Below are 22,918 nucleotides of genomic sequence, written 5' to 3' on the forward strand. Positions count from 1 at the left end.
GACCCGCTATGGACGTTCCATACGATCTCACCTCCTACATCCGCGTACTCAAACTGGCGAGTACGCCGTCGTGGGAGGAGTTCTCCCAGATCGCGAAAATCGCCGGCGCGGGCATCGCGCTGGTCGGACTGCTCGGGTTCATCATCTTCGCCGTGATGACCTTCATCCCTGGCAGCAAGCCGGTGTAAACCGATGGGAATCTACGCAGTCAAAACCACGGCCAGTCAGGAACGCACCGTCGCGGACATGATCATCTCCCGCGAGGAAGACGAGATCCACGCCGCGCTCGCACCGGACTCGCTCACGAGCTACGTCATGGTCGAAGCGGACGATCACAACGTCTTCGACCGGATCCTCGACGAGATACCCCACGCCAACGGCGTCGTGCAGGGGGAGTCCTCGATGGCGGAAGTCGAGCACTTCCTCTCGCCGAAACCGGACGTGGAAGGCATCGCGGAGGGCGACATCGTCGAACTCATCGCCGGCCCGTTCAAGGGCGAGAAGGCGCAGGTCCAGCGCATCGACGAAGGCAAGGATCAGGTCACCGTCGAACTGTACGAGGCAACGGTCCCGATTCCGGTCACCGTGCGTGGCGATCAGATACGCGTTCTCGACTCCGAAGAGCGGTAGGCACATATCCACCGGCGGAGCCGGTGGTTCACTGGCCCGAACGACGTGAGGGCCCGCTTTTTCGCCCACGTTTTTCGAGGAGTGGTGCGCGAACACAGTGAGCGTACCCGACGAAGAAAAAGGTGGAGCAGTAGGAAGCGACGGTCCCGATTCCGGTCACCGTGCGTGGCGACCAGATTCGCGTTCTCGACTCCGAAGAGCGCTGAGCGAAGCGCTCCTCGTTCAACTCGAACGGGAGCGGAGCGAGCCATGAGACCGTACGGTAGCCTTTTTAGCGAGCTAACGGCGGCGACTAAACTTCCGCCTATGTTTCACAAAGCGCGCAGTCGCTACGCTTCGCCGCCTTCCAGTCGGTCGATGACCTCGCTCATGTTGGCGGCGGCCTCGACGGACTCCTTGATCTGTTCGCGGCGGCGGACCTCGGCGGCAGAGGCGTCGTAGGCGCGGACGTACTCCGCGCGGGAGTGTTCGTCGAAGGCGTGCTTGATAGCGAAGTAGCCGTCGGGGACGACGGCACCGCAGACCTTGCACTCGATGCGGTCGTGTTCGACCGACTGGTGGATGATAAGCTCCTCGACGCGGTCGAACTGTCTGTCGTCCCCTTCGATGTCGCACTCCCAGCGTGGCATTTGCTCAGTGGCATGCGACGCGGGGTTAAAAACGTTGGCTGCCACCTGTCATCGGTCTGTCCCGAAGGCTGCCGAAACGGAAACCCCTAATGGCAGTACGGAGTTAGCGTTCACCGTGCAACCCGAGGGGTACGCCGTTGATCTCCACGTGAAAGTGCTCGACGACGGGGTCGTCGAGCGCGCGAAGGCACGTGGCCTCGACGCGCTGGTGTACGCGCCGCATTTCACGCGGCTACCGGAGATACGGCGGCAAGCAGAGGCGTTTTCCGACGAAGAGCTGACTGTGTTTCCAGCCAGAGAGATATTTACTGGCACCTGGCAACAGCGCAGGCATGTGCTGGCGATTGGCCTCGAAGAGCCGATCCCGGATTTCATCACCTTCGACGGCGCGATGCGAGAGTTGGACCGTCAGGGCGCAGCCGTGCTCGTCCCCCACCCCGGGTTTCTCAACGTGAGCCTCGGACTGGACGACATCGAAGCGTACGACGACGTTATCGACGCGCTGGAAGTGTACAACCCCAAGCAACTGTCCCACCACCGAGACCGCGCGCAGTCGTTCACGTCGGAGACCGGCCACGAGCCGTTCGTCTCGTCGTATGCCCACGTTCGTGGTACCGTCGGCGAGGCCTACGTGAACTTCGCCGAGGCGTTCGACGACGTGGCGGCGCTCAGTGCAGCGCTGAAAGACGACGTGGAGCGGTCGCTGTTCCATCGTGACGGCCTCTCACACGACATCCGCCGGGCAGTCGAGTGGGCGCACCTGGGGCTGGAAAACACCTGGGGCAAGTTCGACCGGCTGATGCTACAGGGCACCGAGCCAACTCATCCGGACCACGTCGCGTACAGCGGTCGGTTCGACGATGTGAAAGTGTACTAAACCAGAAACGCGCTGTTCTCGACGACGAAGGTACGGACCGACGGCGGCAGGTACTGTGGGAGCACATGTATCAACAGCCCGACCGCGGCCAGTTCGAAGATGGTAATCGCGACGGTGACAACCTCCGCATACTCACTGGAAGTCGTCACACCCGTCGGTGACCCGTACTCTTTGTCCGAGATGGGGTAAAACAGCGCGATGCCCCGGCGGGAACCGAAGTAGTCCAGCACGTAGTGGGTGAGGACGCCGAGCCACACCCATTGGAGATTGCCGCCGTGATACAGCGGATGGGCCAGGAAGATCACGAGGACAGGGATGTTGTGCAGCGTCTTGCGGTGCTTGCCGAAGGCGGTGTCGACGTCGGGGAACAGTGCGCCCAGAACGACGGGAAGGAACACCTCTGTGATTGTCGCGAATGTCGTCACGTCGCCCGAGGGGTCAAGGACGTATCCCAGTCCGATGCTCAGGAGGACGGCGTTCAGGACGTGCCCACGTTTGTTCATCTACCGGACCGTCTGTGTCCCGACTGAAAGAGCTTACTACTCCTGTAAGGCGGTTTCCAGGTCTCGGAGCGCCTGTGTCGCGATGCTCGCTTTGATTTCTCGACGGGTGCCGTCGAACTCGTAGCGGGACACAGTCACGCCCGACTCGTTGGTCCCCCACGGGGCGGCCTCTGCCACGGCGATGTAGACCGTCCCGACGGGCGTCTCCGACGAGCCGCCGCTCGGCCCGGCGACGCCAGTCGTGGCGACGCCCCAGTCGGTCCGGGCGGTATCGCGTGCGCCCTGGGCCATTTCGACAGCTACCGACTCAGAGACCGCGCCGTGGGCGTCCAGCGATTCCCGCGAGACGGCCAGCAGTTCCCGCTTGGCCTCGTAGGAGTAGGTGACCAGCGAGCGGTCGAAGTAGTCGCTGGAGCCGGGTATGTCCGTTATTCTCGACCCAACGAGGCCGCCGGTACAGGACTCCGCGGTAGCGACCGTGGCATCGGCTTCTCGGAGACGCTTGCCGACGCGCTTCTCGACTGGGTCCGCAGTATCGTCTGTCATTACCGGTAGTTGTCGTGACAGGCGAATAAGCGTTCAGGGCGGGCCGAGATACTTTCAGTTCGGAGACACAACTGCGTGTATGAGCTATCAGACGACGCTTGGCTGGTCACTCGTTACGTCGGGTCTCGTGACGCTATTCCTCTGGGTCTTGCCGGGGTCGGACCTTCTGTGGGGGATGCTGTTGCTGGTCCTCGGCGGACTGACGCTGTACATCCGCCAGTAGACAGAAAAGCAGACGGGGCCGGCAGCCGGAGGGCCCGTATGGACTACACGGAACCCCAGTTCTTCCGGGTCATGCAGTACGCGGCCCGGGCCGACCGGGACGTGGTGGACATGGTGTCGGGCAACCCCGACTGGGACCCGCCCGAGGGGCTTCGGGACGGGCTCAGAGACTACGCCGAGGCTCCGGCCGACGACTACCAGTACCCGCCCAGCGTCGGGCTGACGCCCCTCCGCGATGAAATCGCCGCTCGGCGTGGGGTGGACCGGAACCGAGTCCTCATCACGAACGGCGCGGGTGAGGCAAACCACCTCGCGATGACCGGCGGACTCCACCACTTCGACGGCAACGAGATTCTCCTGACGGACCCGGTCTACCCCTACTACGCCGGCCGGGCGAACTTCGTCGGCGCGGACATCTCTTTCGTCCCGGTCGACGAGCGCAACCGATTGAGACCAGCGGACGTTCGGGCGGCCGCGAGCGAGGAGACGGCCGTCATCGTCGTCAATTCGCCGAACAACCCCACTGGCGCGGTGTACGACGCCGACGCGATGGCGGCGTTCGCAGCCATCGCCGAGGAGTACGACGCGCTGCTGCTCAGCGACGAGGTGTACGACCACTTCGACTACGCGGGTCGGTTCAGTTCGGCGCTGCACGCCGACTCCGACCACGTCGTCGCCACCAACTCCTTCTCAAAGACGATGGCGATCACCGGCTTGCGGGTCGGCTATGCAATCTTCCCACCGGAGGACGGCCCGACCGGCGAACTCCTTGAACGTGCTCGCACCCAGCACATGCTCACGAACGTCACCGGGAGCCGGCCGGCGCAGTACGCCGTCCTGCGGGCGCTGAAGACGACGAGTCCGGACTACTACGCCGACTGCCGACGGCGACTGGAAGAACGCGTCGACGACTTCTGCGCCGCGCTGGCCGAGGCTGGTGCCGAGTACAACCGCCCCGACGGTGGCTTCTACGTGATGGCCCGATTCCCCGACTTCCCCGGGTCCTTCGAGAACGTGTACGAACTCGTCGACGAGGCCGGCGTCGCCGGGATGCCCGGCGAGGCGTTCGGCGAATCCCGGCGCGACTGGATCCGGTTCGCGCTCGTGACGCCACGGGTCGACGAGGCGGCCGAACGGCTGGCGAACTACTTCGAATAAAAAGCGACTGCCGGCTTAGCCGAAGATCAGTTCGACATCTCGTGCCCGCGCCAGCAGGTCGTCGTCGTAGTACTCCTCGGTCTGGGCAGGGTGGGTCTCGTCGATAGCTCGGACGGTTTTGACCGTGTTCGCGAAGTTCTTGTAGGTCGCCTCGTCGACCATCTGGCCGTCGACGACGACCGCACCGGTCCCCTCGCGCTTGGCCTCGTTGAACGACTCGATCTTGTGGAGGTCACGTTCCATTTCCTCCACTGTCGGCATGTGGATGCGGTTGGCCTGCGTGGTCTGCTTGGGGTGCAGCGACCACGAGCCGTCGATGCCGATGGTCGCCTCGTGTTCCACCTGGTCGGCGTACCCCTCGGCGTTGTAGTAGGTGACGCCGGCGCGCTCGTGGAACAGTTGGTCGAAGGGGCCGCCGATGGCGACGATGTCCGCCGCGCTCGTCTCATTCGAGAGCGCTTCGAGCAGGCCGTCCCAGCGGGGCCGCTCCCCGTCGAGCGCGCGCCCGCCGAGTTCCGCGGTGTAGTCCACCGGCCCGAACACGAGCGCGGAGAGCCGCGAGTCAGCCGCGTACTGGCATATTTCGCGGAGGTCCGAGCGGCCGGGTGCCGTCTCCAGAATGATCGCCATCTCCAGCGTCCCCTCGGCAAGCCCGGCGTCGCGCTCCGCGTCGGCGATGACGCCTGCCGCGTCACGTACGTCGTCGAGGCGGCCGACCTTCGGGAAGACGAAGCCGTCCAGTTCCTCGCCGACCTCAGCCGCGAGGCGGGTTACCTGCTCGATGCCGCGCTCGCGGGCGTCGGCGTCGTCGTAGGCCCATTCGACCCGTGGGAGGATGTCCCCCGCGAACTCGTCGGCGTGGTCGGGGATGTGCTCGACGATGTTGTCGACGGCCTCGTCTTTCATCGACGGCGCGGTGCCGTCCTCGATGTCGGGGACGAGCCAGTCCGGCGTCTGGAACCCCTCGCTGGTCAGTCCCGAGACGAGGAACTTCGCGCTGTTGTCGTTCGGTATCGCGGCCGGTGCGGTCTGGAATGTGCGACAGAGTCGTGTCATTGATTTCGCTGAATGAGTGCGGTTCGCCGGCCAGAGTAGACCGGGGTCTGCTCCTGATTGAACGCGACGTGCTCGAACGTGACCGCGCCGGCCCCTTCCGGCCCGGCGTCGGGGTCGCAGTCGAGGACGCGGGTGAAGCCGTAGACGGTGTCGCCCAGCGTGACGAAGTCGTGGAACCGCTCGTCGGCGAACCGCTGCTCGCGGTAGGTCGCTTCGTCGGAGCGAGCGTGGGCCAGCGCAATCGAGCGGGTCACGTCGCCGTACGCGACGATGTCGCCCGACGGCGAGTCGGCCATCTCGTCGCGGTTGTGGTGCTGGCGAGCGGTGTTGAGCGTCGAAAGCGGCAGCCCGGCGACGAGTTGGTCGTCCATCGTCCGCCCGCGTTCGTGGCGGTAGGCGACGGCGGCGTTCTCCTCGCGGGCGGTGTCGAGTGCCGCTTGGAAATCCCCGAAACGTTCGCCGTCTGGAGAGACGAGGGTGTCGGGCAGCGTCGTCCCCCCATCGTCCTGTTCCCCGACAGCGCCGCCGTCGGTGGCCGCCGGTTCGCGGCGCGGAATCATGTTCGTCCGCCGGTAGGACACCAGCGTCTCGCCGGTCTCGCGGTCCTGGCCCTCTGTTTCCCAGGTGACGATGCCGTACTTCGGCCGGGAAGAGGAGGTTCGGGTGTCGACGACGGTCGAAGTCACCGACAGCGGCGTCCCCGCTGTCGCCGGCTGGTGGAACTCCACGTCATCGCGGCCGAGGAAGTAGCCGCCCTTCTCCGAGAGGTCCTCGACGGTGATGCCCATCACGCACGCGAGCAGGTAGTCCGGGTGAACCGGGCGCTCCTCGAACCCGCGTTCCCGGGCGGTGTCGGCCCGCCAGTACGCCGGGTCGTGGTTGAGCGTCTGGCCCATCCACTGCTCGCTGCCGTGGTGGGTGAGTCTGAGCCCGGGGTCGTGAGCGAGTTCGTCGCCCTCAGCGAAGAACTCGAAGAAGTGGCCCTTCTCACGGGTGTCGGCCCGGTCCAGCAGCGCGTCGAACGTCTCGCCGTCCGAGAGGTCCATGGCGTCGGGGTCAGTCCAGTCAGTCATCGGCCGGAACCTCCCGTGTGGCCTCGCGGCGTGCAAGCGCCCGCCGCATCTCGTTCGTGACGACCATGAACCCCTCGTCGAAGCCCATCCCGGGCTTTGCCAGCACCTGCGCGGCGTCGGTCGCCAGCGCGACGTGGGCACAGGCCCGCGCCGAGGTCACGGTCTCGTTGCAGGTCCCGCCGACGTAGGCGCGGGTATCCGTGCCCTCGCAGTACAGCACCGCTTCGGCCGAGCGCTGGATCCCACCGAGGTCCGGCGTCTTTATCTGGACCAGGTCGGCGGCTTCCGCGTCGACGAACGCCTGTACGTCCTCGAAAGTGTTGCACCACTCGTCGGCGACGATGTCCACCTCGACGCCGGCGTCCGCGAGGCCGCCGCGGAGTTCGGCCATCCGGGATATCTGCTCCGCGCGGCCGCCGGCGTCCATCGGGCCCTCGACCTGAAGGGGGTACGGGGCGGCGGCCTCGCGCAGGGTTTCGAAGTAGTCGGTCACCTCGGTCCGGTCGTACGGCGGGCCGAACACCTTCCCGAGGATGCCGTACACGTCGACGTGGAAGCGCGGCGAGTACGGCTCCGGCCCGAGGGCCGTCGCCCGGTCCGAGAGCCACGCGAGGTAGTCACGCAGCCCCTCGCCGTTCTCGCCGACCTTCTCGACGCTGTTGAACAGGCCGTGGGGCAACACCGGGACGCCCTTGATGAGCATCTTTTCGGCGTTGGTGCGGCGCTCGTCACCCGACTGGCCGAACACCGGAATCGGTGACGTGGCCGGTTCGGTGTCGTAGGTGTCGGCGAGCACGTCCGTCGGCGTCACCCCGCGTGCTTGTGCGGCGGCGTTCAGCAGCGCCTGTGAGACGCCGTAGCGGACCGCGGTGTGGAGCTGGTCACCGCCCGAACGCTGTGCGTTCATCTCCTCCAGCATCGTCGCGTTGGCACCGAACTGTGTCGCATCTTGGCCCCGGAGCGCATCGGCAACGGGACCCTCGACGACGGGACGGTACTTCTCGGCCCGGAACAGCGGGTCGCGGCCGCCGGCCCCCGAGTACTGGACCGCAGCACAGTCGCCCGTCGCGATGGAGCCGTCGGCGAGTTCGATTTCCACGATGAGGGCCTCGCCGGCCTCGCGGATGCGGTCGAACCCCTCCGTGACCGGCTGGCCGTCGTAGGCGAACCCGCTCTGGGTCGCCCCGTCCTTGATTGCCTGCTGGTCGTCGAAGAAGAACCCCGACAAGCCGGGAACCGTCCGAACGTCCTCAATCCGCATCGCTCGCACCTCCCGCGGGGCTGTTGTCACCGGTCGGCCGCCCGATGAGCTTCCCGTCGCTGATGGCGTCCACGTCGTCGGCGACCATCCGGAAGGACTGGTCGCGGCCCTCGGTCTCGGCCCGTTCGCCCAACCGCGCGGCGTGGATCTCCTTGATCTCGTCCGGGAGCGCGAGGTCCGCGAACTCGAAGATGCGGACCCGGCCGTCGTCGTCTCTGGCCGGTAGCACCGCGCCCTCAGCGGCGTCGCTCGGCGCGAACGGCACGTCCAGCGCGCCGCTGTCGAAGGCGTTGATGACCCCCCGTGCCACGTCGCCGTCGCCGGCGTCGTAGATCGCGTCCATCAGCGCCCGTGTCTCCCGCTCGATGAGCGCCTGTTCCTCTTCGATACCCCCGAGGTCGATATCCTGTTCGATCATCATATCGATGAGCTGTCTCGTCGTTCGCAGTCCGGCCGCGTTGGCCTCCTTCGTCGGCACGCCCTGGAACTCCTGAGCGGACTTCGTGATGACTTTGTCCGGCTGGGCGACGGCCGCCGTCGCGCCGCCGAGGCTGATGACGCCGTTGGCCCGCGCCTCGTCGGGCGGGAAGCCGCCCATCCACTCGTGGAAGACGGTCGTGACGGTCACCTCGTCGCGGAGGTACTCGTTGCCGAGCTTCCGAAGCGCGCGAAGCGCCGCCACGTCCTGCACGAGGTTCCCGACCTGTCCGTAACCGAGTGTGAGCGACCGGACGCCCTGTGTCGCGGCTAGCTCGCCCTCGACGAGCATCACTGCGATGGCGATGCTCGGCGGGACGAGGGTGCCGGTCAGCGGGCCGAACGGCTCGCGGTTGATGGTGACGCCGCGCTCGGTGTAGGCCCCGCAGAGCCGGTCGACGAACTGCCAGTGTTCGATGGTCGTCGCGAGGTCGTGCCGTTTCGTGTACGGGATGTTGTAGGAGATCGGCCCGCCCTCGAAGCTCTGGAAGCCGCCGGCGAGGGTAACCATCGCCAGCAGTCGAGCGTCCGGCGTGCCGTGCCGGACCTCGACCGGCGCGTCCAGCGCCCGGATGAGCCGTCGGCAGTCCTCGACACCGTGGTTGACCGCCGGGAAGCCGTTCAGCTCGTTCTCGTCGCTGCCGCGGGAGGCGGCCAGTCCCTCCTCGGCCTTCTCGTACTCGTTGTCGCGCGTGTACGAGTCGATGGTCGTCGGCAGGAGGTCCGCGCCGCCCTCGTCCTGGAGATACCGCAGCAGGTCGATCTGCTCTTCGAGGCAGGGCACGCCCGCCCGCGGCTGGAGGAGCGGCTGGTCGGCCGACTCCAGCACCGTGGCGAACTGTTTGGAGGCCGGCAGCGACTCGTGGAAGGCGATGGCCTCCTCGAAGTCGACTTCCCGGCCCGTGTGCCAGTTGTCCCTGAGTTCGTTTGCGATGCGCTGTAGCTGGTCGTCGCTGAGTCGCTCGTCAGTTGGCATAGTCACCCGTCAACCCTGATCTGCTCCGCCTCTGTTGTCGTCAGTTGCAGGTCTTCGCGGAGCATCTCGATGGCCTCTTCCGGGTCGGTCTCCGCGTCGAAGACTCGGTCGAAGCCCATCTGCCGGAAGGTCGCCTGCGTCTCCTCAAAGTCGGACTGGCCGACGGCGAGGTTCCCGCCGACGTAGGTGAGCACGTCGAGCCCGGCGTCGTCGAGCTCGTCGTGAAGCCCCTCACAGTCCTGACGGGCGTGCCCGTACAGGGAGGATACCAGTACTGCCTCGGCGTCGTGCGATTTCGCGGCAGAGACGAACTCGTCCTGTGAAGTCTGGACACCGAGGTTGATGACCTCGAAGCCAGCGGCCGAGAGCGCCTGCTCTAGAATCGTGATGCCGACGACGTGCGCGTCGGAGCCAATCACGCCGAGGATAACGGTCCGGGGCATGTACTACCCCGTCATCGGCGGGTAGTGATAAACCTAATGGTCTTTCATGATAATATGGCCTTAAGGAATTTATAACGGACATTCAAGAAGGTTTATGCGGCCGCCCCGTCGTGGTTTTCCCATGGGTGCGCTTGACGACTTGCGTGTGCTCGACCTGACACAGGTCCTCGCCGGACCGTACTGTACGATGTTGCTCGCGGACATGGGCGCGGACGTGGTAAAGGTCGAACGCCCCGGCGGCGACCTCATCCGGTCGAACCCGCCGTTCGTGTCCGACGGCGACGAGGAGGCCTACGGCGGCTACTTCCAGAGCGTCAACCGCGGGAAACGCTCGCTCGAACTCGATCTGGGGGCCGACGAAGACCGCGAGGCGTTCCTCTCGCTCGTCGAGCGCGCAGACGTGGTGGTCGAGAACTTCAAGGCCGGCACGATGGAGAAGTTCGACTGCGGCTACGAGACGCTGCGGGAGCACAACCCGGACCTCATCTACTCCTCCATCCGGGGCTTTGGCGACCCGCGGACGGGCGAAACCCACCGGCAGGGCCAGCCCTCGTTCGACCTCATCGCGCAGGCGCTGGGCGGCGTCATGGAAATCACGGGGCAGTCGGACGGGCCGCCGACGAAGGTCGGCCCTGGCGTCGGCGACCTCTTCACTGCCGTGCTGAACGCCGTCGGAATCCTCGCGGCCGTCCATCACCGCGAGCGCACTGGCGAGGGGCAGTACGTCGATACGGCGATGTACGACTCGATGGTGTCGCTGTGTGAGCGAACGGTGTACCAGTACTCCTGTGACGGCCAGTCGCCGACCCGGCAGGGGAACTCTCACCCGACGCTGTTCCCGTACGACTCCTTCGAGGCCGCCGACGGCCACGTCGTCATCGCGGCGTTCTCCGACGGCCACTGGGAGACGCTGTGCGAGGCGATGGAGCGCCCGGACCTCGCCGCGGATTACCCCGACGCCGGCAGTCGGATCGCGAACCGCGAGTCCCTGCGCCGCGAAATCGCCGACTGGACAGCCACCATCGACTCGGAGACGCTCCTCGACCTGCTCGAAGGGCGCGTGCCGGCCGCGCCGGTCCAGAACACCGCCGACATCTTCGACGACCCCCACATCCACGACCGGGAGATGCTCACCGATGTCGACCAGCCCGGCGCCGACGAACAGATAACCATCGCCGGCAGTCCGATAAAGATGACCGAAACCATGCCCTCGCCCGGTGGTCGCGCGCCGCTGCTAGACGAGCACAGGGCGGAACTGCTCGACGAGGCCGGGGTCGGTACGGGCACCAATCGCGTCGAAAGCGACGACTAATCGGCAACTGCCGGCAATTTTCACCACATCAGGGCAGGACCATTATCTATCATGAGCCGTAGAATAGGCTATGGTCGAAGTTCCAGATGCACTCAGTACATTGTTCAGTGCGCGAGTAGAGACTGACGGGGACCGATATATTGTCGAGATTCCGAAAAGCGAAGTGTCCCACGGCGCGATTTCGCCGGGCGAGACTTACCGCGTCGGTCTGCTCTCACAGGTCGATGCCGGCTCGTCGACGACGGCCCAGCCACAGACGCCCACACAGGATACCGACCCGGAGCGAGCCGACACCGGCGTCCCGCAACCGCCGGTCGACGAGGGCGAGATCAGAAACGTCACAATCGAATCGCTGGGCGACCAGGGCGACGGCATCGCCAAGGTCGAGCGGGGCTACGTCGTCATTGTCCCCGACGGCGAACCGGGCGACTCGCCGACCGTCGAAATCGAAACCGTGCAGGAGAACGTCGCGTTTGCGAGCGTCGTCGACAACGACGGCCGGACCGTATAGCGGGACTGCTGGCTCTTTTCGGCTCGTTCTACCGCCGGAGTGGCAGCCTCGCAGGACCGGACCGAACGGGCACAGCGGGCCGCTCGGCGGACGTACCCCCACTTGAATGGAATCTGTCGGACGTGGTAGAGGTCGAAGAACGACTAGTAATCACAGCATCACAAACGTTTATATGATTTAAATCCGGTATTTAAAACACTATATGGTCGACCCAAAAGAGAGCATTGACATCGAAAATGTCGTTGCTTCGACCGGTATCGGACAAGAACTCGACCTTGAGAGCGTCGCGATGGACCTGGAGGGGGCCGACTACGACCCCGAACAGTTCCCGGGCCTCGTCTATCGGACACAGGACCCCAAATCCGCCGCGCTCATCTTCCGGTCGGGCAAGATCGTCTGCACGGGTGCGAAATCCACGGACGACGTCCACCAGAGCCTGCGTATCGTCTTCGACAAACTCCGCGACCTGAACATCCAGGTCGACGACGATCCCGAAATCGTCGTCCAGAACATCGTCAGTTCCGCGGACCTCGGGAGTTCGCTCAACCTCAACGCCATCGCAATCGGCCTCGGCCTCGAGAACATCGAGTACGAGCCGGAGCAGTTCCCGGGCCTCGTCTACCGACTGGACGAGCCCGACGTGGTCGCGCTGCTGTTCGGTTCGGGGAAGCTCGTCGTCACCGGCGGGAAGCGAAAGGAGGACGCGGAGGAAGCCGTCGACACTATCGTCGAGCGGCTCAGCGACCTCGGCCTGCTGGACTAACGGCTCGGTGCTATAGTAACAATTGAAACGATGTACACACTGATCGCACTGCCGTCGTGCGATCAGGTGTGCATTGATTTTCAATGGCTACTATAGTGACTGGCCGGCGGTCAGTCACTGCCCGTTTTTCCGTTCATTGTGGTCTCGACGCTGTTCACACAGAGCGCGAGCGGCGGACAGGAACCCTGCGGTTCAAATACCGGGACGACTAACCCCGGCCCAATGGCAGACCCGGCCTCGACGGGCACGGAGTCCTGGCGCACGTATTTCGGCTTCGACGAGCCATACGAGAACCAGGCTGACGCCGTCGAACGAGCCATCGAGGCGGGCAAGGCACGCGGTTTTCTCGCGATGGAGGGCCCCTGCGGGACGGGCAAGACGATGGCCGCGCTCACCGCCGGCGCGACGCTGGTCCGCGATACGAATCTGTACGAGCGAATGGTCGTCGTTACCCCGGTCAAACAACAGCTCCAGCAGTTCGTCGACGACCTTCGAGCGCTCAACGCTGGAATAGAGGAGCCCTTCGACGGCATCTCGCTGGTCGGCAAGCGCGACCTCTGCCCGTACGGTCGCGAGGGGCAGTTCCCCGACGACGTGGGCACGCACGACCGCTGTGAGGACCTCAGGGAGGCGACGGCGCGGTTAGTCGAGGACGACGGGCGCTCGGACGGCGCAGCCGTCGCGGACGCCACAATCGCCGGTGAGACCGACGACGACCAGTGGTGGGACCCGCGGAAGGGTCAGGACCTCGCCGCTGCCGCGCGCCCCGACGCAGTCGAGCAGTCGACTCTTGGCAACGACACACTCCAGACCGCTGGCGCGACCTCCCCATACCGGAAGGCCCAGCCCACGGCCCCAGAGTCGATGGCTGAGGGATCGGACCCGCCGCTGTACTGTCCGTTCGAAGCGGACTGGTACGCTCGTAACAAGGGCTCGTCCGTCGATTTCTCCGCCGGGGAGGGGCATGTAGTGACGATGGACGACTACCTGCCGGCGGCGACGGAGCGCGGGACCTGCCCACACCGGGTGATGAACGTGATGCTAAACGAGGCCGACGTTGTCATCGGGAACTACAACCACCTGTTCGACCCCGGCTCTCGACCCCTGCTGTCGGACGTGCTCGACGGCCAGACGCTCGTCATCGTGGACGAGGCCCACCGGCTCGAAGAGCGCGTGCGGGACCTCTTGTCGGACCGCCTGGGCCGCCAGACTATCGTCCAGGCGCGCAACGACTGCACGACGCTCATTCAGCGCGCCCAGCAGAGCGCCGACCACAAGGCGCAGGTCCGCGAGGTGCTGTCGGCCCGTGAAGTCCCGCTGGACGCAGTCGACCAGGCCCGGAAGTTCTACGACGACCTCGTTCGGTGGCTCGACGACCGCATCGAGTCGTTCCTCGACGCCGAACACGAAGGCTGGCGCGCGGACCCGTCGATGCTGCCGGAACACGATAGGGAGATTCCGCTGCGGGACCCCGACACGGTCGAACAGGACGAACTGACCGAGTGGGCCGAGGGCAAGGGATACGACGGGTCGCTCTGGCGGTCACTGTCGAAGGTCGGGGCCGCGGTCGAGGACGCAATCGACCAGCTCGGCCTGACCCGCCAGCCGGTGTGTGCCGCCGTCGGCGTGCTGGCCGGCCAGTGGTGGGAGCGCGACCACGCGACGTTCCTCCGGGAGATCGAACTGGAGCACTCCCCCAATCACGGACAGACCCTCGACGCCGATTACCAGGCCGTCTACACGCCGGGGCTGCTCTGTTACAACTGCATGCCGGCGACGGCGCTTCGGAACGTCTTCGACGACCTCGGGGGCGGTATCCTGATGAGCGCGACGCTGGAGCCGCTGGACGTGTTCACCCGCGTTTCCGGGCTGGATTCGATGGCCGAGACGGGGTCGACAGCCCCCGACGAGCAGTCCGGCGACGGCCGGCCGGTCCGCACGACCACCTACGACCTGCCGTTCCCGTCCGAGAACCGGGCCTCGTATCTCGTGGACGCGACGCCGTTTACCGCGCGCAACCGCGGCGACCCCGAGACGATGCGGCCGCTCGGGGAGAACTGGAACCCGACGCGCGACGAGTACGCACAGGCGCTGCGCGCGCTGGCCCGCTCGCCGGGCAACGTCATGGTGGCGATGCCGAACTATCGGGAGGCGCGCTGGGCCGGCGCATACCTGCAAGAAGCCGTCGACAAGGCCGTTCTCGTTGACGAGTCATCGAGCAACGAGGAGACCGAACGGCTGAAACGCGAGTTCTTCAGCGGCGACGGGAAAGTCATGGTCACGTCGACACGCGGGACGCTGACGGAGGGTGTCGACTACGACGGCGAGAAGCTATCGACCTGTGCCGTCGTGGGCATCCCGCTGGTGAATATCGGGTCGCCCCGCGTCCGGGGTGTCCAGCGAGCATACGGCGACGCCTTCGGCGAGGACAACGCCTTCGAGTACGCCCTGACTGTCCCGGCCGTGCGGCGCGCGCGCCAGGCCATCGGCCGCGTCATCCGCGGTGTCGACGAGGTCGGCGTGCGGGCGCTGGTCGGCCGCCGGTACACGCCGGACGCACGGCATTCGGTGTATCCGTACCTGCCCGCCGGCGAGCGCGAGGAGTTCACCCGGATGACACCCGATTTCCTCGCGAGCCAACTAGATTCGTTCTGGGCCGACCACCAGTAGTGCCGCCTGTTGATTAACCGGAAGATTTCGTTGCCAGCGGAAAGCATATACATCGTGGAACGAGTGTACCTATAGATGCCCGAGTGTCAGAACTGCGGCGAGTTCGTAACCGAGCAGTACGTACGGGTTTTCACACCAGAAGCCGTCGAAGGTCATGGCCCCCGGGTCTGTCCGAACTGTGAGGACAAACTCAGAGACGGCGCGGATGTCCGTGAAGCGCGATCCTCGAGGCAGTAGGACAACTCTTTTTCGGGAAGTACTCAAGTCCGGGCGAGCGTAGCTCCTGGCATGAGCGAACTCGACGTCGAGGCGGTCGACGACATCGACGCACCCGCGGGAATCGACGCAGCGGAGTACGTCCTCTACGGCGGGAAAGGCGGCGTCGGCAAGACGACGTGTGCCGCGGCAACGGCGCTGGCCTCCGCGCGAGACGACACGGCGACGCTCGTCGTCTCTACGGACCCCGCACACTCGCTGTCGGACACGCTGGAGGCGGACATCCCGGCGACGCCGACGCGCATCCGTGAGGACATCCCGCTGTACGCCGCGGAAATCGACCCGGAGGCCGCCGTCGGCGAGGGACCGCTCGGCGTCGAGGAGGACGCACTCGGCGGCGTGGGCGAACTGCTCGGCGGCGACGGCATGTTCGGCGGTGGCGCAGGCGGCGCAGCAGGCGCAGGTCAGGCCGAGGACCCCATCGGCGGCGAGGAGGGACTCCTCGGCGGGTCGATGCCCGGGGCTGACGAGGCCGCGGCCCTCCGCCTCCTGCTGGATTACGTCGACGACGACCGCTTCGACCGCGTCGTCATCGACACCGCCCCGACCGGTCACACGCTCCGCCTGCTGGAACTCCCCGAGACGATGGATTCGATGGTCGGGAAGATCCTCCAGCTCCGCGAGCGGTTTTCGGGGATGATGGACAACCTCACCGGCATGTTCGGCGACGACCAAGACGTGGATGCTGAGGCCGGCATCGAGGACCTGCGGGAACTGTCCGACCGCATCGAACACCTGCGGTCGATTCTGCAGGATTCCCGGAAGACCGACTTCCGCATCGTGATGGTCCCCGAGGAACTGTCTGTGGTCGAATCCGAACGCTTGCTCGCCCAACTCGACGAGTTCAACATCCCCGTCAGCACCGTCGTCGTCAACAGAGTGATGCAAGACCCGAGCGAAGTGCTCGGCGAGGACGTAGACATCGCCGGCCCGAACCACGCCGACTGCGAGTTCTGCGCGCGGCGCTGGCAGGTCCAGCAGGACGCGCTGGCCCGGTCACAGGACATGTTCCGCGGCCACGACGTGCGCCGCGTCCCGCTGTTCGCCGAAGAAGTGCGCGGCGAGCGGTTGCTGTCGGTTGTGGCGGCCTGTCTGGACTGAGACGGATTGGTGTATCGGGCGGCAGTCGTTGCTTAACTCGTCAGCTTCCGGATGACGCCAAAGGCCGCGTCGCGCCACCGCGCCGGCAGATAGTCAAGCATGAGAAGCAGTTGCGCGCCCTGGCCGACGGGATACCGCGGCTCGGGATCGCTGGCGCTGGCGGCGTCGCGGATGGTGAGCGCCACCGTCCCGGGGGTGACCGACAGTGCGTCCTGGATGCCGACGAGGCTCGAATCCTCGTGGGCCTGGTACAGCCAGTCGTACGCGCCGGACTTGTCGAGCTCGTCGAGTTCTTCCTCGGCGCGGTCGTCGAAGTTGGTCTCCACCGGTCCGGGTTCGACGAGCACCACGTCGATGCCGAACTCTTCGACCTCCATCCGGAGCGCGTCGCTGAGCCCCTCCAGAGCGAACTTCGAGGCGGCGTAGCCACCCTGGTTCGGGAACGCGATACGGCCCGCGACGCTGGAGACGTTGACGATAGTTCCGTTCTCGCGAGCCCGCATGTGCGGGAGCGCTTCGCGGATGAGTCGGTGGGGGCCGTAGAGGTTCACGTCGAACTGCTCGTGTAGCGCCGCCGTCGACACGTCCTCGACCGCGCCGAACTGCGGGTAGCCGGCGTTGTTCACCAGGCAGTCGAGCCGTCCCTCGGCGTCGATGAGCGACTCAACGACCCGCTCGCATTCGCGCGGGTTCGTCACGTCGAGTTCGGCGGTCTCACACCCGTCTTCGCCGAGGTCTTCGATGTCCGATTCCTCGCGAGCGGTCGCCCAGACTGTCCAGTCGTCGGCCAGGAACGCCTCGGCACTCGCCCGCCCGATACCCGAGGACGCCCCCGTAATCAGCACCGTCTTCGCCATGTGTTGGCCGGGAGAACACACCCCGGGAAGTTATACTGTCGGTTATTCGGACGGAGTACTGACAGCAGCCTTCGCCTCGTCGGCGTAGCTGTCGGCCAGCCGGGTCGGCTCGGGGAGCTTGTAGCCGTCGGTGGTGGCTTCGACGATGTCCGCCGCCGTGCTTGCGCTGACGCGATGGCCGGGGCTGACGATGAGCGGATTGATGTGCCGGTTCGGTGAGTCGTACTGACGCGTCTGGAGCGCATGACCGATAACCGTTCCATCGGGGCAGGTCTCGACGCTGTCGTCTGCTGCAATCGGAATCCGAGTCCCTTCCGGGTATGTTTCGTCGAGCGACTGCTCCGGCGTGCCACAGAGGAGGCTCTTGGCGACGCCGACGGCCGGCACGTCCAGCGTGATGCCGATGTGTGTCGCCAGGCCGGCCTCCCGAAAGTGGATGCGACCGCTGCCGTCGACGAGTACCACGTCCGGGTCGGCCTCCAACTCAGCGAAGGCGGCCAGGATTGCGCCGCCTTCGCGGAACGACAGCAGGCCGGGAATGTACGGAATCTCGGTGCGCTCCACGGCGCTGACCCGCTCGATGACCTCGTCGTTCCGTAGCACGACAATAGCCGAGACGGCCCTGTCGTCGACGAACGCCTGGTCGACGCCGGCGACGAGCGGCGCGTCCGTTGTATCGTCGCCAGCACCCAGCGTCGTCTGGTCGCCGTCCGGGACGTCTCCGGCGCGCCCGATTGTCTCGGGTGAAAAGTCCAGGTCGTCCTCGAATCGCGCAACCTCGGCGATGTCGCGTTGCAGCAACTCCATCTCCGCTTGCGAGAGCGACGGGTCGGGGACGAACTCGGGGCGAACCGGGTCCATCGTCACGGACGACGGCGGCCGGGACCACCCGGTCCACCGGGGCCGCCTGGGCCGCCGCCACCGCCACCACCGAACTGTATCTGGCCGGGCATCCGGGTCTGCCCCTTGATCTTCTGGCCGTACCAGAGCCCGATGACGAGGCCGATGAGGTGTGCGAGGTGGGCGATGTTGCCGCCGAGTAGCCCGGCCCCCTGCATGCTGAACGTCCCGGCGATGCTCAGCAGGAAGTAGAAGCCGGTGATGGCCCAGATCGGGACGGGAATCAGGAAGTACAGGTACACGCGGAGATCCGGCTTCAGAACGGTCAGGAACGCCATGATTGCCAGCGCCGCGCCGCTGGCCCCGAGGACGCCGTAGCCGGAGCCGCTCTGGATCATTTGGAGACCGATTTGACCGAGGCCAGCAAGCGCTCCAGAGACAAGGAAAAAGATAGCGAACTTCTTCGATCCGATTTGTTGCTCGACCAGCCGGCCGAAGAAGTAGATGATGATGCCGTTCCCGAAGATATGGAACAGACCCCCTCGAGCATGAGAGAATATTGATGTAAACCACGTCCAGACGTACTCCGGATTGTTCGGGTGAAGGACGAACAGCATTTGGTGAGCCTGTTCACCGAGCGTGAACGTCACAACGTGTTGAAGTATAAACACGATCCCCATGATCGCCAGGAACAGGTACGTGACGTTCCCCCGGAAGTACGCCAGCGGGCCGCCGGGTCCGGTGTCGATACCGAGCCGGTCGGCGACGCCGCCGCCCCCGGAGGTCTGGCCAGTGTTTACACTCTCATCGAACCCGCTGTCGAACACGCCGCCCGGATCGCTCCAGTTATCCAGTCCGGGGCAATCGTGGGCCTCGGGCAGTCTGTGTTCCGAACAGTAGGTCCCGCCACAGTGCCCACACTGGTACGGCATGTTCTCCTGCTTTCCACAGGCATCGCACTCCGACATTGTCCTACGGTAGGAGTGGGCGGTGGAAAGGGATTGTGCTTATACTGTCGGCCGTCAGTCTGTGACGGGTTTCGTGACGCAGCGGCTCATTCGCCGATGTCGGGGTTGCTTTCAGCGTCCCGGAGCACGCCGATCCACGCCGGTTCGTCGTCGTACTCGATCGACCCGCCGGACACCTCGGTGGTGCGCGTTTCGCCGTCGGCCTGTTGCCCCGCAAATTCCGAATGGAACGTGTCAAGCTCGTCCGACTCTGCGGTTCGGAGTGAGCTGGGGAACTGGCTTTCGTCGCCCTCTGGAGTGAGTATAGTCGGTGATTCGTCGATGAGTTCACTCTGGTCGTAGCCGAAAATGTCGGCCAGCTTCTGGTTCACGTAGACGAACGTCCCGTCCTGAATGATACAGACGCCCGCGAGCTCCTGTTCGACGAGCCGTTGATACCACGAGAGGGCGTTCCAGAACCGCTGTTCGGTGCGGTGTTGCTCGACGGCGTTCTCGATTCGGTTGGCGAGGACGTCGTACGTATCTGACCGGCCTCCCTTCTGCATGTAGTCCGTCACGCCCGACGCGATTGCCTCGCTCGCGATCTCCTCGCTACCCTTGCCAGTGAACAGAATGAACGGGATGTCCTGGTACTGCTCGCGGACGAGTTCCAGAAACTCCAGCCCGTCGGTGTTTGGCATGTCGTAGTCGCTGACGATACAGTCGACCTGCTCGGTCCGGAGGAAATCGAGCGCGGCGACGGCGCTGGTCTTCGTCACGACGTCGAAGTCGTCGTTGATGCGTTCGAGATACATCTCGACCAGTTCACCGACCTGTGGGTCGTCGTCGACGTGCAACACGGTACACTGCTGGGACTGCTCGACCTTCGCTAGTGGAATCGGCACCTCTGCCCGTATTTCATCGCGGCGGTCCGCTGATTCGGTCCGGAGAAGCGGTGTGTGACGCGTCGTCGCGCGGCGGCTTCCGCTGATGGCCTCGCTGGAGAGTTCCACTATCTTATCCTCGAGCTGCCACTGCTCCTCAGGAGTCATTTTCTCTCACGGTGCTGTCGATAGTACAGCAGTCGAACGCAATCACCCGTCCAGTCACGCTGGTCGTGAGTGTTGTAGACCTCAGCCCCCCTACGTCTGCCCGCCAAAGAGAGCCGGCGGGACGTATGTGTTTCAAATAGTAGTCAGGAACTACCCATCCAGACATCAATACCTAATCCTGGCCAGTAGTTACATACCAGTCTACTAAACGCTACTGATGAGGTGTATCGCTGTGGGCCTTCTTCTGAACGTTTCACCCGTCTGTGTTACTTGACCGCCATATGGTCGGTTCAAGTCTTATATGTGTAGATTCCCGGATTTATCTTTTAATTCTATACTTAATACAACATATAATATGTAGGTACACTTCAGATAAATTTAATTATTTCGCGCCCTACATCAAAATCGTATCATGTCCGATACTACCATGCGCGAATACCTCGCAGAGCACCCGAAAATGGCCGGCGCACTGTTCACCCTCCTGATGCTACTGTCACAGGCGGGGACTGCAGCAGCTAATAATAATATCTACATCGGGCCATAAACCGTAGAACTGGCAACATAAGCAGCTGTTTTCGTCGCGTTGTTCTTAGCAAAAACCGGCAAGGAAATCAGCCGATATCTTCTAGTTCCATCGAATTACTCCAATAGAGATCTCCGCCGGTTTTGACAGGGACTTGTTGCATCTGAAGGAACTCAGATAGTTCCGAGCTAGAAATATTGAAACTTCCAACTGATCCCGGCGCTAAAAAGTACTCTTCACACTTCTCAAAGAACGGAAATACGATTGCTCCTAAGCCTTTGTTATCCATAGAATAGGCCTTCATTTCTACGTCGTATCCTGCTGTGGTCGCAGAAACATTCAGTAGATTCGGTGTCCCGTTTTCCGCTTGCGCAACTGTCACACCACCATCACCAACCACGATATACTGCCCCCCAAGAACGCTCTTTTTACGTGCGATAGTAAGCGCCGCTCGAAGGGGGAAGCCGCAGTTCAACAGCCTGGCGACCGTTTCACCGATGCGAACCGCGCCGTCGTTCAGCACTTCGTTAAGCGTGACGATGCCAGCGATTGCGCCCTTTTCGACGAGCGCTAACCCCTGGTTGTAGGAGTTGCAGGCGTTCAGCAGGAAGGTGTCGATACCGACCGAGTCGACTGTCGTCACGTCGAGCTTGCCATCGCGGCAGACGAAGCCGTCGTGTTCGGTGTGGCCGATGTAGTGGAAGAACTCCGCGTCGGTCGTGAGAACGGTCCTGAGCTCCGCCGTCGTCAGGTCGTCGTGGACCGTGACATCGAACGGCAAGTCGTCGCGGGTGCCGTACACGTCGTCGACGACCTGCCGTTCCTCGTCCATGCGAGCGTCGTTCTGGACGACGCGAATCGTGATGTCCTCGGCGTTCGTGTCGCGGTCGAGCCGGTGTTCGAACGCCGCTTTGGTCAGTTTGCTTGCACCGATCGGGATACTGTCCCCGATCCAGGCCTGTTCCAGTGAGTCCTCGGCCTGCGGCTCGACGTAGTCCGCCTCGGATGGAGCGGTCGCAGCATCGGAACTCGCGGCGCGGGTGATGACATCGTCCCGGGTGAACTCGGCCTCGACTTCCGCCGGAACGCTCGCCTGCTCCAGCTGCTCTCGCTGGTGTGTTCGGACGATAGCGAGGTCGTCGACGACGTACGGGAGCTGTTCCGCGTTCGCCGGCACCGGGTCGATGTGCGTCGTCAGCCGCCACTTCGGGATATGGTCCTCGATGACGTCGTACGGGACCTGCAGATAGGCGGCGACCTGCTCCGCCAGCGGCTGCTGATACAGCGACTGGAAGTCGAGGTCGACGTACGGCTCGATGGCCGCTCGCTCGTGCAAGTCGATCTGGTGGAATCCCTCGGTTCGCGTGACACAATCGAGAAAGAAGAGACGTTTGAGCGTGCGTCCGACCTCGGATTCGAAGCCCCGTGCGGTATCAAGCGAGTACGTAAATCCCGTGTCGGTCGTGAGCCGCGGTTCGGATGCGGGGACGAGTGAGGCTCCGAGATAGTACGCAAGCGGTGCGGCGACGAAGATCGACGGGAGGTCGGGCGGTAATTCGAGTGTGACACCGGTATCCGGCCTGTCGATATCCGACGGGATAGCCAGACTGTCACCGATCTCAAGCGCCGGTGGGTGGCCGCGAAGCGTCGGATAAGAGCGCTCGGGGTCGTGAGCCTTGAGCGCCGACCCGAAGGTCTCGACTGCGACCATCACGTCTGTCGGTTGCTCAGTCGTCGTGACCGTGGCTGCTGGCCGGTCGTGCTGGGACCGAGCGCCGATGAGCAGGTCTACCGGAGCGTCGAACTCGATGCGGGTCCGGCCCGAGTCGACGGTGACCTCTACCGCGGTGTCTTCGACCCGCAGATACGTCTTGATCTGCGTCAGCGGGTCCAGCACGTAGTCGTCCGCCGGCAGCGTCTCCGACTCGAACTGGGCGACCTCGGCGGCTATCGCTCCGGCATCGTCACGGACGTACACCATGACCACTGTCGGAAGTTCGATAGCGCGTGTCTGTATCCGGACAGCGTCCCCGACCGGATACTGGAACATGTCGGTCGCTGCCTCCCTGGGCGCGACGGGGGTCGGCGTGTGTATCCGGTAGCGCTGGCGCTCGATCTGATCAATAACCGCAAGTCCAGGGCGGTCGTCAAGCGGTTCGAACGTTAGAGTCATGTAATAGGCGAGGGGGACAGTAGGACTCTCGTACAATGAGAA

The 22,918-nt window shown here is 64.4% G+C and carries 25 protein-coding genes; 12 read left to right on the forward strand and 13 right to left on the reverse strand.

The features are described from left to right. The first annotated feature begins 8 nt into the window (after nucleotides 1-8). A complete protein-coding gene (locus tag C442_RS08225) occupies nucleotides 9-188 on the forward strand; it encodes a protein translocase SEC61 complex subunit gamma (RefSeq protein WP_004592944.1) in 180 nt (59 codons plus the stop codon). 4 nt (nucleotides 189-192) lie between these two features. Next, on the forward strand, nucleotides 193-630 hold the full coding sequence (locus C442_RS08230; protein ID WP_004516836.1) for a transcription elongation factor Spt5: 438 nt from the start codon (nucleotides 193-195) through the stop codon (nucleotides 628-630). A 329-nt stretch (nucleotides 631-959) separates the two neighbouring features. Here the strand turns inward: C442_RS08230 and C442_RS08235 are convergent, their stop codons facing one another. Further along, on the reverse strand, nucleotides 960-1,259 hold the full coding sequence (locus C442_RS08235; RefSeq protein WP_004516837.1) for a DUF7565 family protein: 300 nt from the start codon (nucleotides 1,257-1,259) through the stop codon (nucleotides 960-962). A 115-nt stretch (nucleotides 1,260-1,374) separates the two neighbouring features. On the opposite strand from C442_RS08235, the gene C442_RS08240 reads away from it, so the two are divergent. Further along, nucleotides 1,375-2,136 (forward strand): PHP-associated domain-containing protein, encoded by a 762-nt coding sequence (locus tag C442_RS08240; RefSeq protein WP_008309438.1) that lies wholly within the window; start codon nucleotides 1,375-1,377, stop codon nucleotides 2,134-2,136. Here C442_RS08240 and C442_RS08245 read toward each other — a convergent pair. Then, on the reverse strand, nucleotides 2,133-2,639 hold the full coding sequence (locus C442_RS08245; protein ID WP_008309440.1) for a metal-dependent hydrolase: 507 nt from the start codon (nucleotides 2,637-2,639) through the stop codon (nucleotides 2,133-2,135). The two genes, C442_RS08240 and C442_RS08245, sit on opposite strands and share 4 nt — an antisense overlap. Before the next feature lie 36 nt (nucleotides 2,640-2,675). Then, nucleotides 2,676-3,185 carry a CinA family protein gene (locus tag C442_RS08250; protein ID WP_008309442.1) on the reverse strand — a complete coding sequence of 170 codons (510 nt, stop codon included), beginning with the start codon at nucleotides 3,183-3,185 and terminating at the stop codon, nucleotides 2,676-2,678. A 79-nt stretch (nucleotides 3,186-3,264) separates the two neighbouring features. Here C442_RS08250 and C442_RS22090 point away from each other — a divergent pair, with 79 nt between their 5' ends. Both C442_RS22090 and C442_RS08255 read left to right on the forward strand, forming a co-directional pair. Beyond that, nucleotides 3,265-3,408, forward strand: a complete 144-nt coding sequence (locus C442_RS22090) for a hypothetical protein (protein WP_004961837.1) — start codon at nucleotides 3,265-3,267, stop codon at nucleotides 3,406-3,408. A 38-nt stretch (nucleotides 3,409-3,446) separates the two neighbouring features. Beyond that, nucleotides 3,447-4,565: a pyridoxal phosphate-dependent aminotransferase gene (locus tag C442_RS08255; protein ID WP_008309444.1), complete on the forward strand. Its 1,119-nt coding sequence runs from the start codon at nucleotides 3,447-3,449 to the stop codon at nucleotides 4,563-4,565. Between the two features lie 15 nt (nucleotides 4,566-4,580). Here the strand turns inward: C442_RS08255 and citE are convergent, their stop codons facing one another. From citE to glmS, 5 genes are read right to left on the reverse strand one after another with little or no spacing between them, the layout of a single operon-like run. After that, nucleotides 4,581-5,621, reverse strand: a complete 1,041-nt coding sequence (citE, locus tag C442_RS08260) for an L-malyl-CoA/beta-methylmalyl-CoA lyase (RefSeq protein WP_008309445.1) — start codon at nucleotides 5,619-5,621, stop codon at nucleotides 4,581-4,583. Next, a complete protein-coding gene (gene mch / locus C442_RS08265) occupies nucleotides 5,618-6,694 on the reverse strand; it encodes a 2-methylfumaryl-CoA hydratase (RefSeq protein ID WP_008309446.1) in 1,077 nt (358 codons plus the stop codon). Before mch ends, citE begins: the two co-directional genes overlap by 4 nt. Then, nucleotides 6,687-7,955 (reverse strand): methylaspartate ammonia-lyase, encoded by a 1,269-nt coding sequence (locus C442_RS08270; protein ID WP_008309447.1) that lies wholly within the window; start codon nucleotides 7,953-7,955, stop codon nucleotides 6,687-6,689. Before C442_RS08270 ends, mch begins: the two co-directional genes overlap by 8 nt. Further along, nucleotides 7,945-9,408: a methylaspartate mutase subunit E gene (locus C442_RS08275; protein ID WP_008309448.1), complete on the reverse strand. Its 1,464-nt coding sequence runs from the start codon at nucleotides 9,406-9,408 to the stop codon at nucleotides 7,945-7,947. Before C442_RS08275 ends, C442_RS08270 begins: the two co-directional genes overlap by 11 nt. Nucleotides 9,409-9,410: 2 nt before the next feature. After that, complete coding sequence (glmS, locus tag C442_RS08280) at nucleotides 9,411-9,851, reverse strand: methylaspartate mutase subunit S (protein ID WP_004516847.1); 441 nt, start codon at nucleotides 9,849-9,851, stop codon at nucleotides 9,411-9,413. 121 nt (nucleotides 9,852-9,972) lie between these two features. Between glmS and mct the strand changes: the two genes are divergently transcribed. From mct to C442_RS08305, 6 genes are all read left to right on the forward strand, one after another. After that, nucleotides 9,973-11,163 carry a succinyl-CoA:mesaconate CoA-transferase gene (gene mct, locus C442_RS08285; protein WP_008309450.1) on the forward strand — a complete coding sequence of 397 codons (1,191 nt, stop codon included), beginning with the start codon at nucleotides 9,973-9,975 and terminating at the stop codon, nucleotides 11,161-11,163. Between the two features lie 70 nt (nucleotides 11,164-11,233). Continuing rightward, on the forward strand, nucleotides 11,234-11,674 hold the full coding sequence (locus C442_RS08290; protein ID WP_008309452.1) for a TRAM domain-containing protein: 441 nt from the start codon (nucleotides 11,234-11,236) through the stop codon (nucleotides 11,672-11,674). Between the two features lie 202 nt (nucleotides 11,675-11,876). Beyond that, a complete protein-coding gene (locus C442_RS08295) occupies nucleotides 11,877-12,437 on the forward strand; it encodes a TATA-box-binding protein (protein ID WP_004516850.1) in 561 nt (186 codons plus the stop codon). Nucleotides 12,438-12,659: 222 nt separating this feature from the next. Beyond that, nucleotides 12,660-15,107 carry an ATP-dependent DNA helicase gene (locus C442_RS08300; protein ID WP_008309455.1) on the forward strand — a complete coding sequence of 816 codons (2,448 nt, stop codon included), beginning with the start codon at nucleotides 12,660-12,662 and terminating at the stop codon, nucleotides 15,105-15,107. Nucleotides 15,108-15,182: 75 nt separating this feature from the next. Next, nucleotides 15,183-15,344: a DUF7563 family protein gene (locus C442_RS23225; protein ID WP_004516852.1), complete on the forward strand. Its 162-nt coding sequence runs from the start codon at nucleotides 15,183-15,185 to the stop codon at nucleotides 15,342-15,344. A gap of 51 nt (nucleotides 15,345-15,395) precedes the next feature. Continuing rightward, nucleotides 15,396-16,484 carry an ArsA family ATPase gene (locus tag C442_RS08305; protein WP_008309457.1) on the forward strand — a complete coding sequence of 363 codons (1,089 nt, stop codon included), beginning with the start codon at nucleotides 15,396-15,398 and terminating at the stop codon, nucleotides 16,482-16,484. 32 nt (nucleotides 16,485-16,516) lie between these two features. Here C442_RS08305 and C442_RS08310 read toward each other — a convergent pair whose 3' ends face one another. The 4 genes from C442_RS08310 to C442_RS08325 all read right to left on the reverse strand — a co-directional run bounded on the left by C442_RS08310 (nucleotide 16,517) and on the right by C442_RS08325 (nucleotide 20,180). Then, nucleotides 16,517-17,341 carry an SDR family oxidoreductase gene (locus tag C442_RS08310; RefSeq protein WP_008309459.1) on the reverse strand — a complete coding sequence of 275 codons (825 nt, stop codon included), beginning with the start codon at nucleotides 17,339-17,341 and terminating at the stop codon, nucleotides 16,517-16,519. Between the two features lie 42 nt (nucleotides 17,342-17,383). Continuing rightward, nucleotides 17,384-18,202, reverse strand: a complete 819-nt coding sequence (locus tag C442_RS08315; protein ID WP_008309461.1) for an endonuclease V — start codon at nucleotides 18,200-18,202, stop codon at nucleotides 17,384-17,386. A gap of 2 nt (nucleotides 18,203-18,204) precedes the next feature. Next, nucleotides 18,205-19,149: a rhomboid family intramembrane serine protease gene (locus C442_RS08320; RefSeq protein ID WP_008309463.1), complete on the reverse strand. Its 945-nt coding sequence runs from the start codon at nucleotides 19,147-19,149 to the stop codon at nucleotides 18,205-18,207. Between the two features lie 86 nt (nucleotides 19,150-19,235). Beyond that, a complete protein-coding gene (locus tag C442_RS08325) occupies nucleotides 19,236-20,180 on the reverse strand; it encodes a response regulator (RefSeq protein ID WP_008309465.1) in 945 nt (314 codons plus the stop codon). Nucleotides 20,181-20,592: 412 nt separating this feature from the next. On the opposite strand from C442_RS08325, the gene C442_RS22875 reads away from it, so the two are divergent. Then, the gene (locus C442_RS22875) at nucleotides 20,593-20,724 is read left to right on the forward strand and encodes a DUF7503 family protein (RefSeq protein ID WP_011223170.1); all 132 of its coding nucleotides are present in this window, start codon (nucleotides 20,593-20,595) and stop codon (nucleotides 20,722-20,724) included. Between the two features lie 67 nt (nucleotides 20,725-20,791). On the opposite strand, the gene C442_RS08330 is transcribed toward C442_RS22875, so the two are convergent. Beyond that, nucleotides 20,792-22,876, reverse strand: a complete 2,085-nt coding sequence (locus C442_RS08330; protein WP_008309467.1) for a caspase family protein — start codon at nucleotides 22,874-22,876, stop codon at nucleotides 20,792-20,794. Nucleotides 22,877-22,918: the final 42 nt, after the last annotated feature.

The sequence above is a fragment of the Haloarcula amylolytica JCM 13557 genome (assembly GCF_000336615.1).
Lineage (GTDB): Archaea > Halobacteriota > Halobacteria > Halobacteriales > Haloarculaceae > Haloarcula > Haloarcula amylolytica.

Bases quoted from the DNA above. Each gene is read 5' to 3' on its own strand.
- C442_RS08290 (WP_008309452.1), top strand. From the start codon at position 11,234: ATGGTCGAAGTTCCAGATGCACTCAGTACATTGTTCAGTGCGCGAGTA.
- glmS (WP_004516847.1), bottom strand. From the start codon at position 9,851: ATGCCCCGGACCGTTATCCTCGGCGTGATTGGCTCCGACGCGCACGTC.
- C442_RS08320 (WP_008309463.1), bottom strand. From the start codon at position 19,149: ATGTCGGAGTGCGATGCCTGTGGAAAGCAGGAGAACATGCCGTACCAG.
- C442_RS22875 (WP_011223170.1), top strand. From the start codon at position 20,593: ATGTCCGATACTACCATGCGCGAATACCTCGCAGAGCACCCGAAAATG.
- C442_RS08315 (WP_008309461.1), bottom strand. From the start codon at position 18,202: ATGGACCCGGTTCGCCCCGAGTTCGTCCCCGACCCGTCGCTCTCGCAA.
- C442_RS08295 (WP_004516850.1), top strand. From the start codon at position 11,877: ATGGTCGACCCAAAAGAGAGCATTGACATCGAAAATGTCGTTGCTTCG.
- C442_RS22090 (WP_004961837.1), top strand. From the start codon at position 3,265: ATGAGCTATCAGACGACGCTTGGCTGGTCACTCGTTACGTCGGGTCTC.
- C442_RS08275 (WP_008309448.1), bottom strand. From the start codon at position 9,408: ATGCCAACTGACGAGCGACTCAGCGACGACCAGCTACAGCGCATCGCA.
- C442_RS08305 (WP_008309457.1), top strand. From the start codon at position 15,396: ATGAGCGAACTCGACGTCGAGGCGGTCGACGACATCGACGCACCCGCG.
- C442_RS23225 (WP_004516852.1), top strand. From the start codon at position 15,183: ATGCCCGAGTGTCAGAACTGCGGCGAGTTCGTAACCGAGCAGTACGTA.
- C442_RS08325 (WP_008309465.1), bottom strand. From the start codon at position 20,180: ATGACTCCTGAGGAGCAGTGGCAGCTCGAGGATAAGATAGTGGAACTC.
- C442_RS08310 (WP_008309459.1), bottom strand. From the start codon at position 17,341: ATGGCGAAGACGGTGCTGATTACGGGGGCGTCCTCGGGTATCGGGCGG.
- C442_RS08225 (WP_004592944.1), top strand. From the start codon at position 9: ATGGACGTTCCATACGATCTCACCTCCTACATCCGCGTACTCAAACTG.
- C442_RS08300 (WP_008309455.1), top strand. From the start codon at position 12,660: ATGGCAGACCCGGCCTCGACGGGCACGGAGTCCTGGCGCACGTATTTC.
- C442_RS08330 (WP_008309467.1), bottom strand. From the start codon at position 22,876: ATGACTCTAACGTTCGAACCGCTTGACGACCGCCCTGGACTTGCGGTT.
- citE (WP_008309445.1), bottom strand. From the start codon at position 5,621: ATGACACGACTCTGTCGCACATTCCAGACCGCACCGGCCGCGATACCG.
- C442_RS08245 (WP_008309440.1), bottom strand. From the start codon at position 2,639: ATGAACAAACGTGGGCACGTCCTGAACGCCGTCCTCCTGAGCATCGGA.
- mch (WP_008309446.1), bottom strand. From the start codon at position 6,694: ATGACTGACTGGACTGACCCCGACGCCATGGACCTCTCGGACGGCGAG.
- C442_RS08255 (WP_008309444.1), top strand. From the start codon at position 3,447: ATGGACTACACGGAACCCCAGTTCTTCCGGGTCATGCAGTACGCGGCC.
- C442_RS08250 (WP_008309442.1), bottom strand. From the start codon at position 3,185: ATGACAGACGATACTGCGGACCCAGTCGAGAAGCGCGTCGGCAAGCGT.
- mct (WP_008309450.1), top strand. From the start codon at position 9,973: ATGGGTGCGCTTGACGACTTGCGTGTGCTCGACCTGACACAGGTCCTC.
- C442_RS08235 (WP_004516837.1), bottom strand. From the start codon at position 1,259: ATGCCACGCTGGGAGTGCGACATCGAAGGGGACGACAGACAGTTCGAC.
- C442_RS08230 (WP_004516836.1), top strand. From the start codon at position 193: ATGGGAATCTACGCAGTCAAAACCACGGCCAGTCAGGAACGCACCGTC.
- C442_RS08270 (WP_008309447.1), bottom strand. From the start codon at position 7,955: ATGCGGATTGAGGACGTTCGGACGGTTCCCGGCTTGTCGGGGTTCTTC.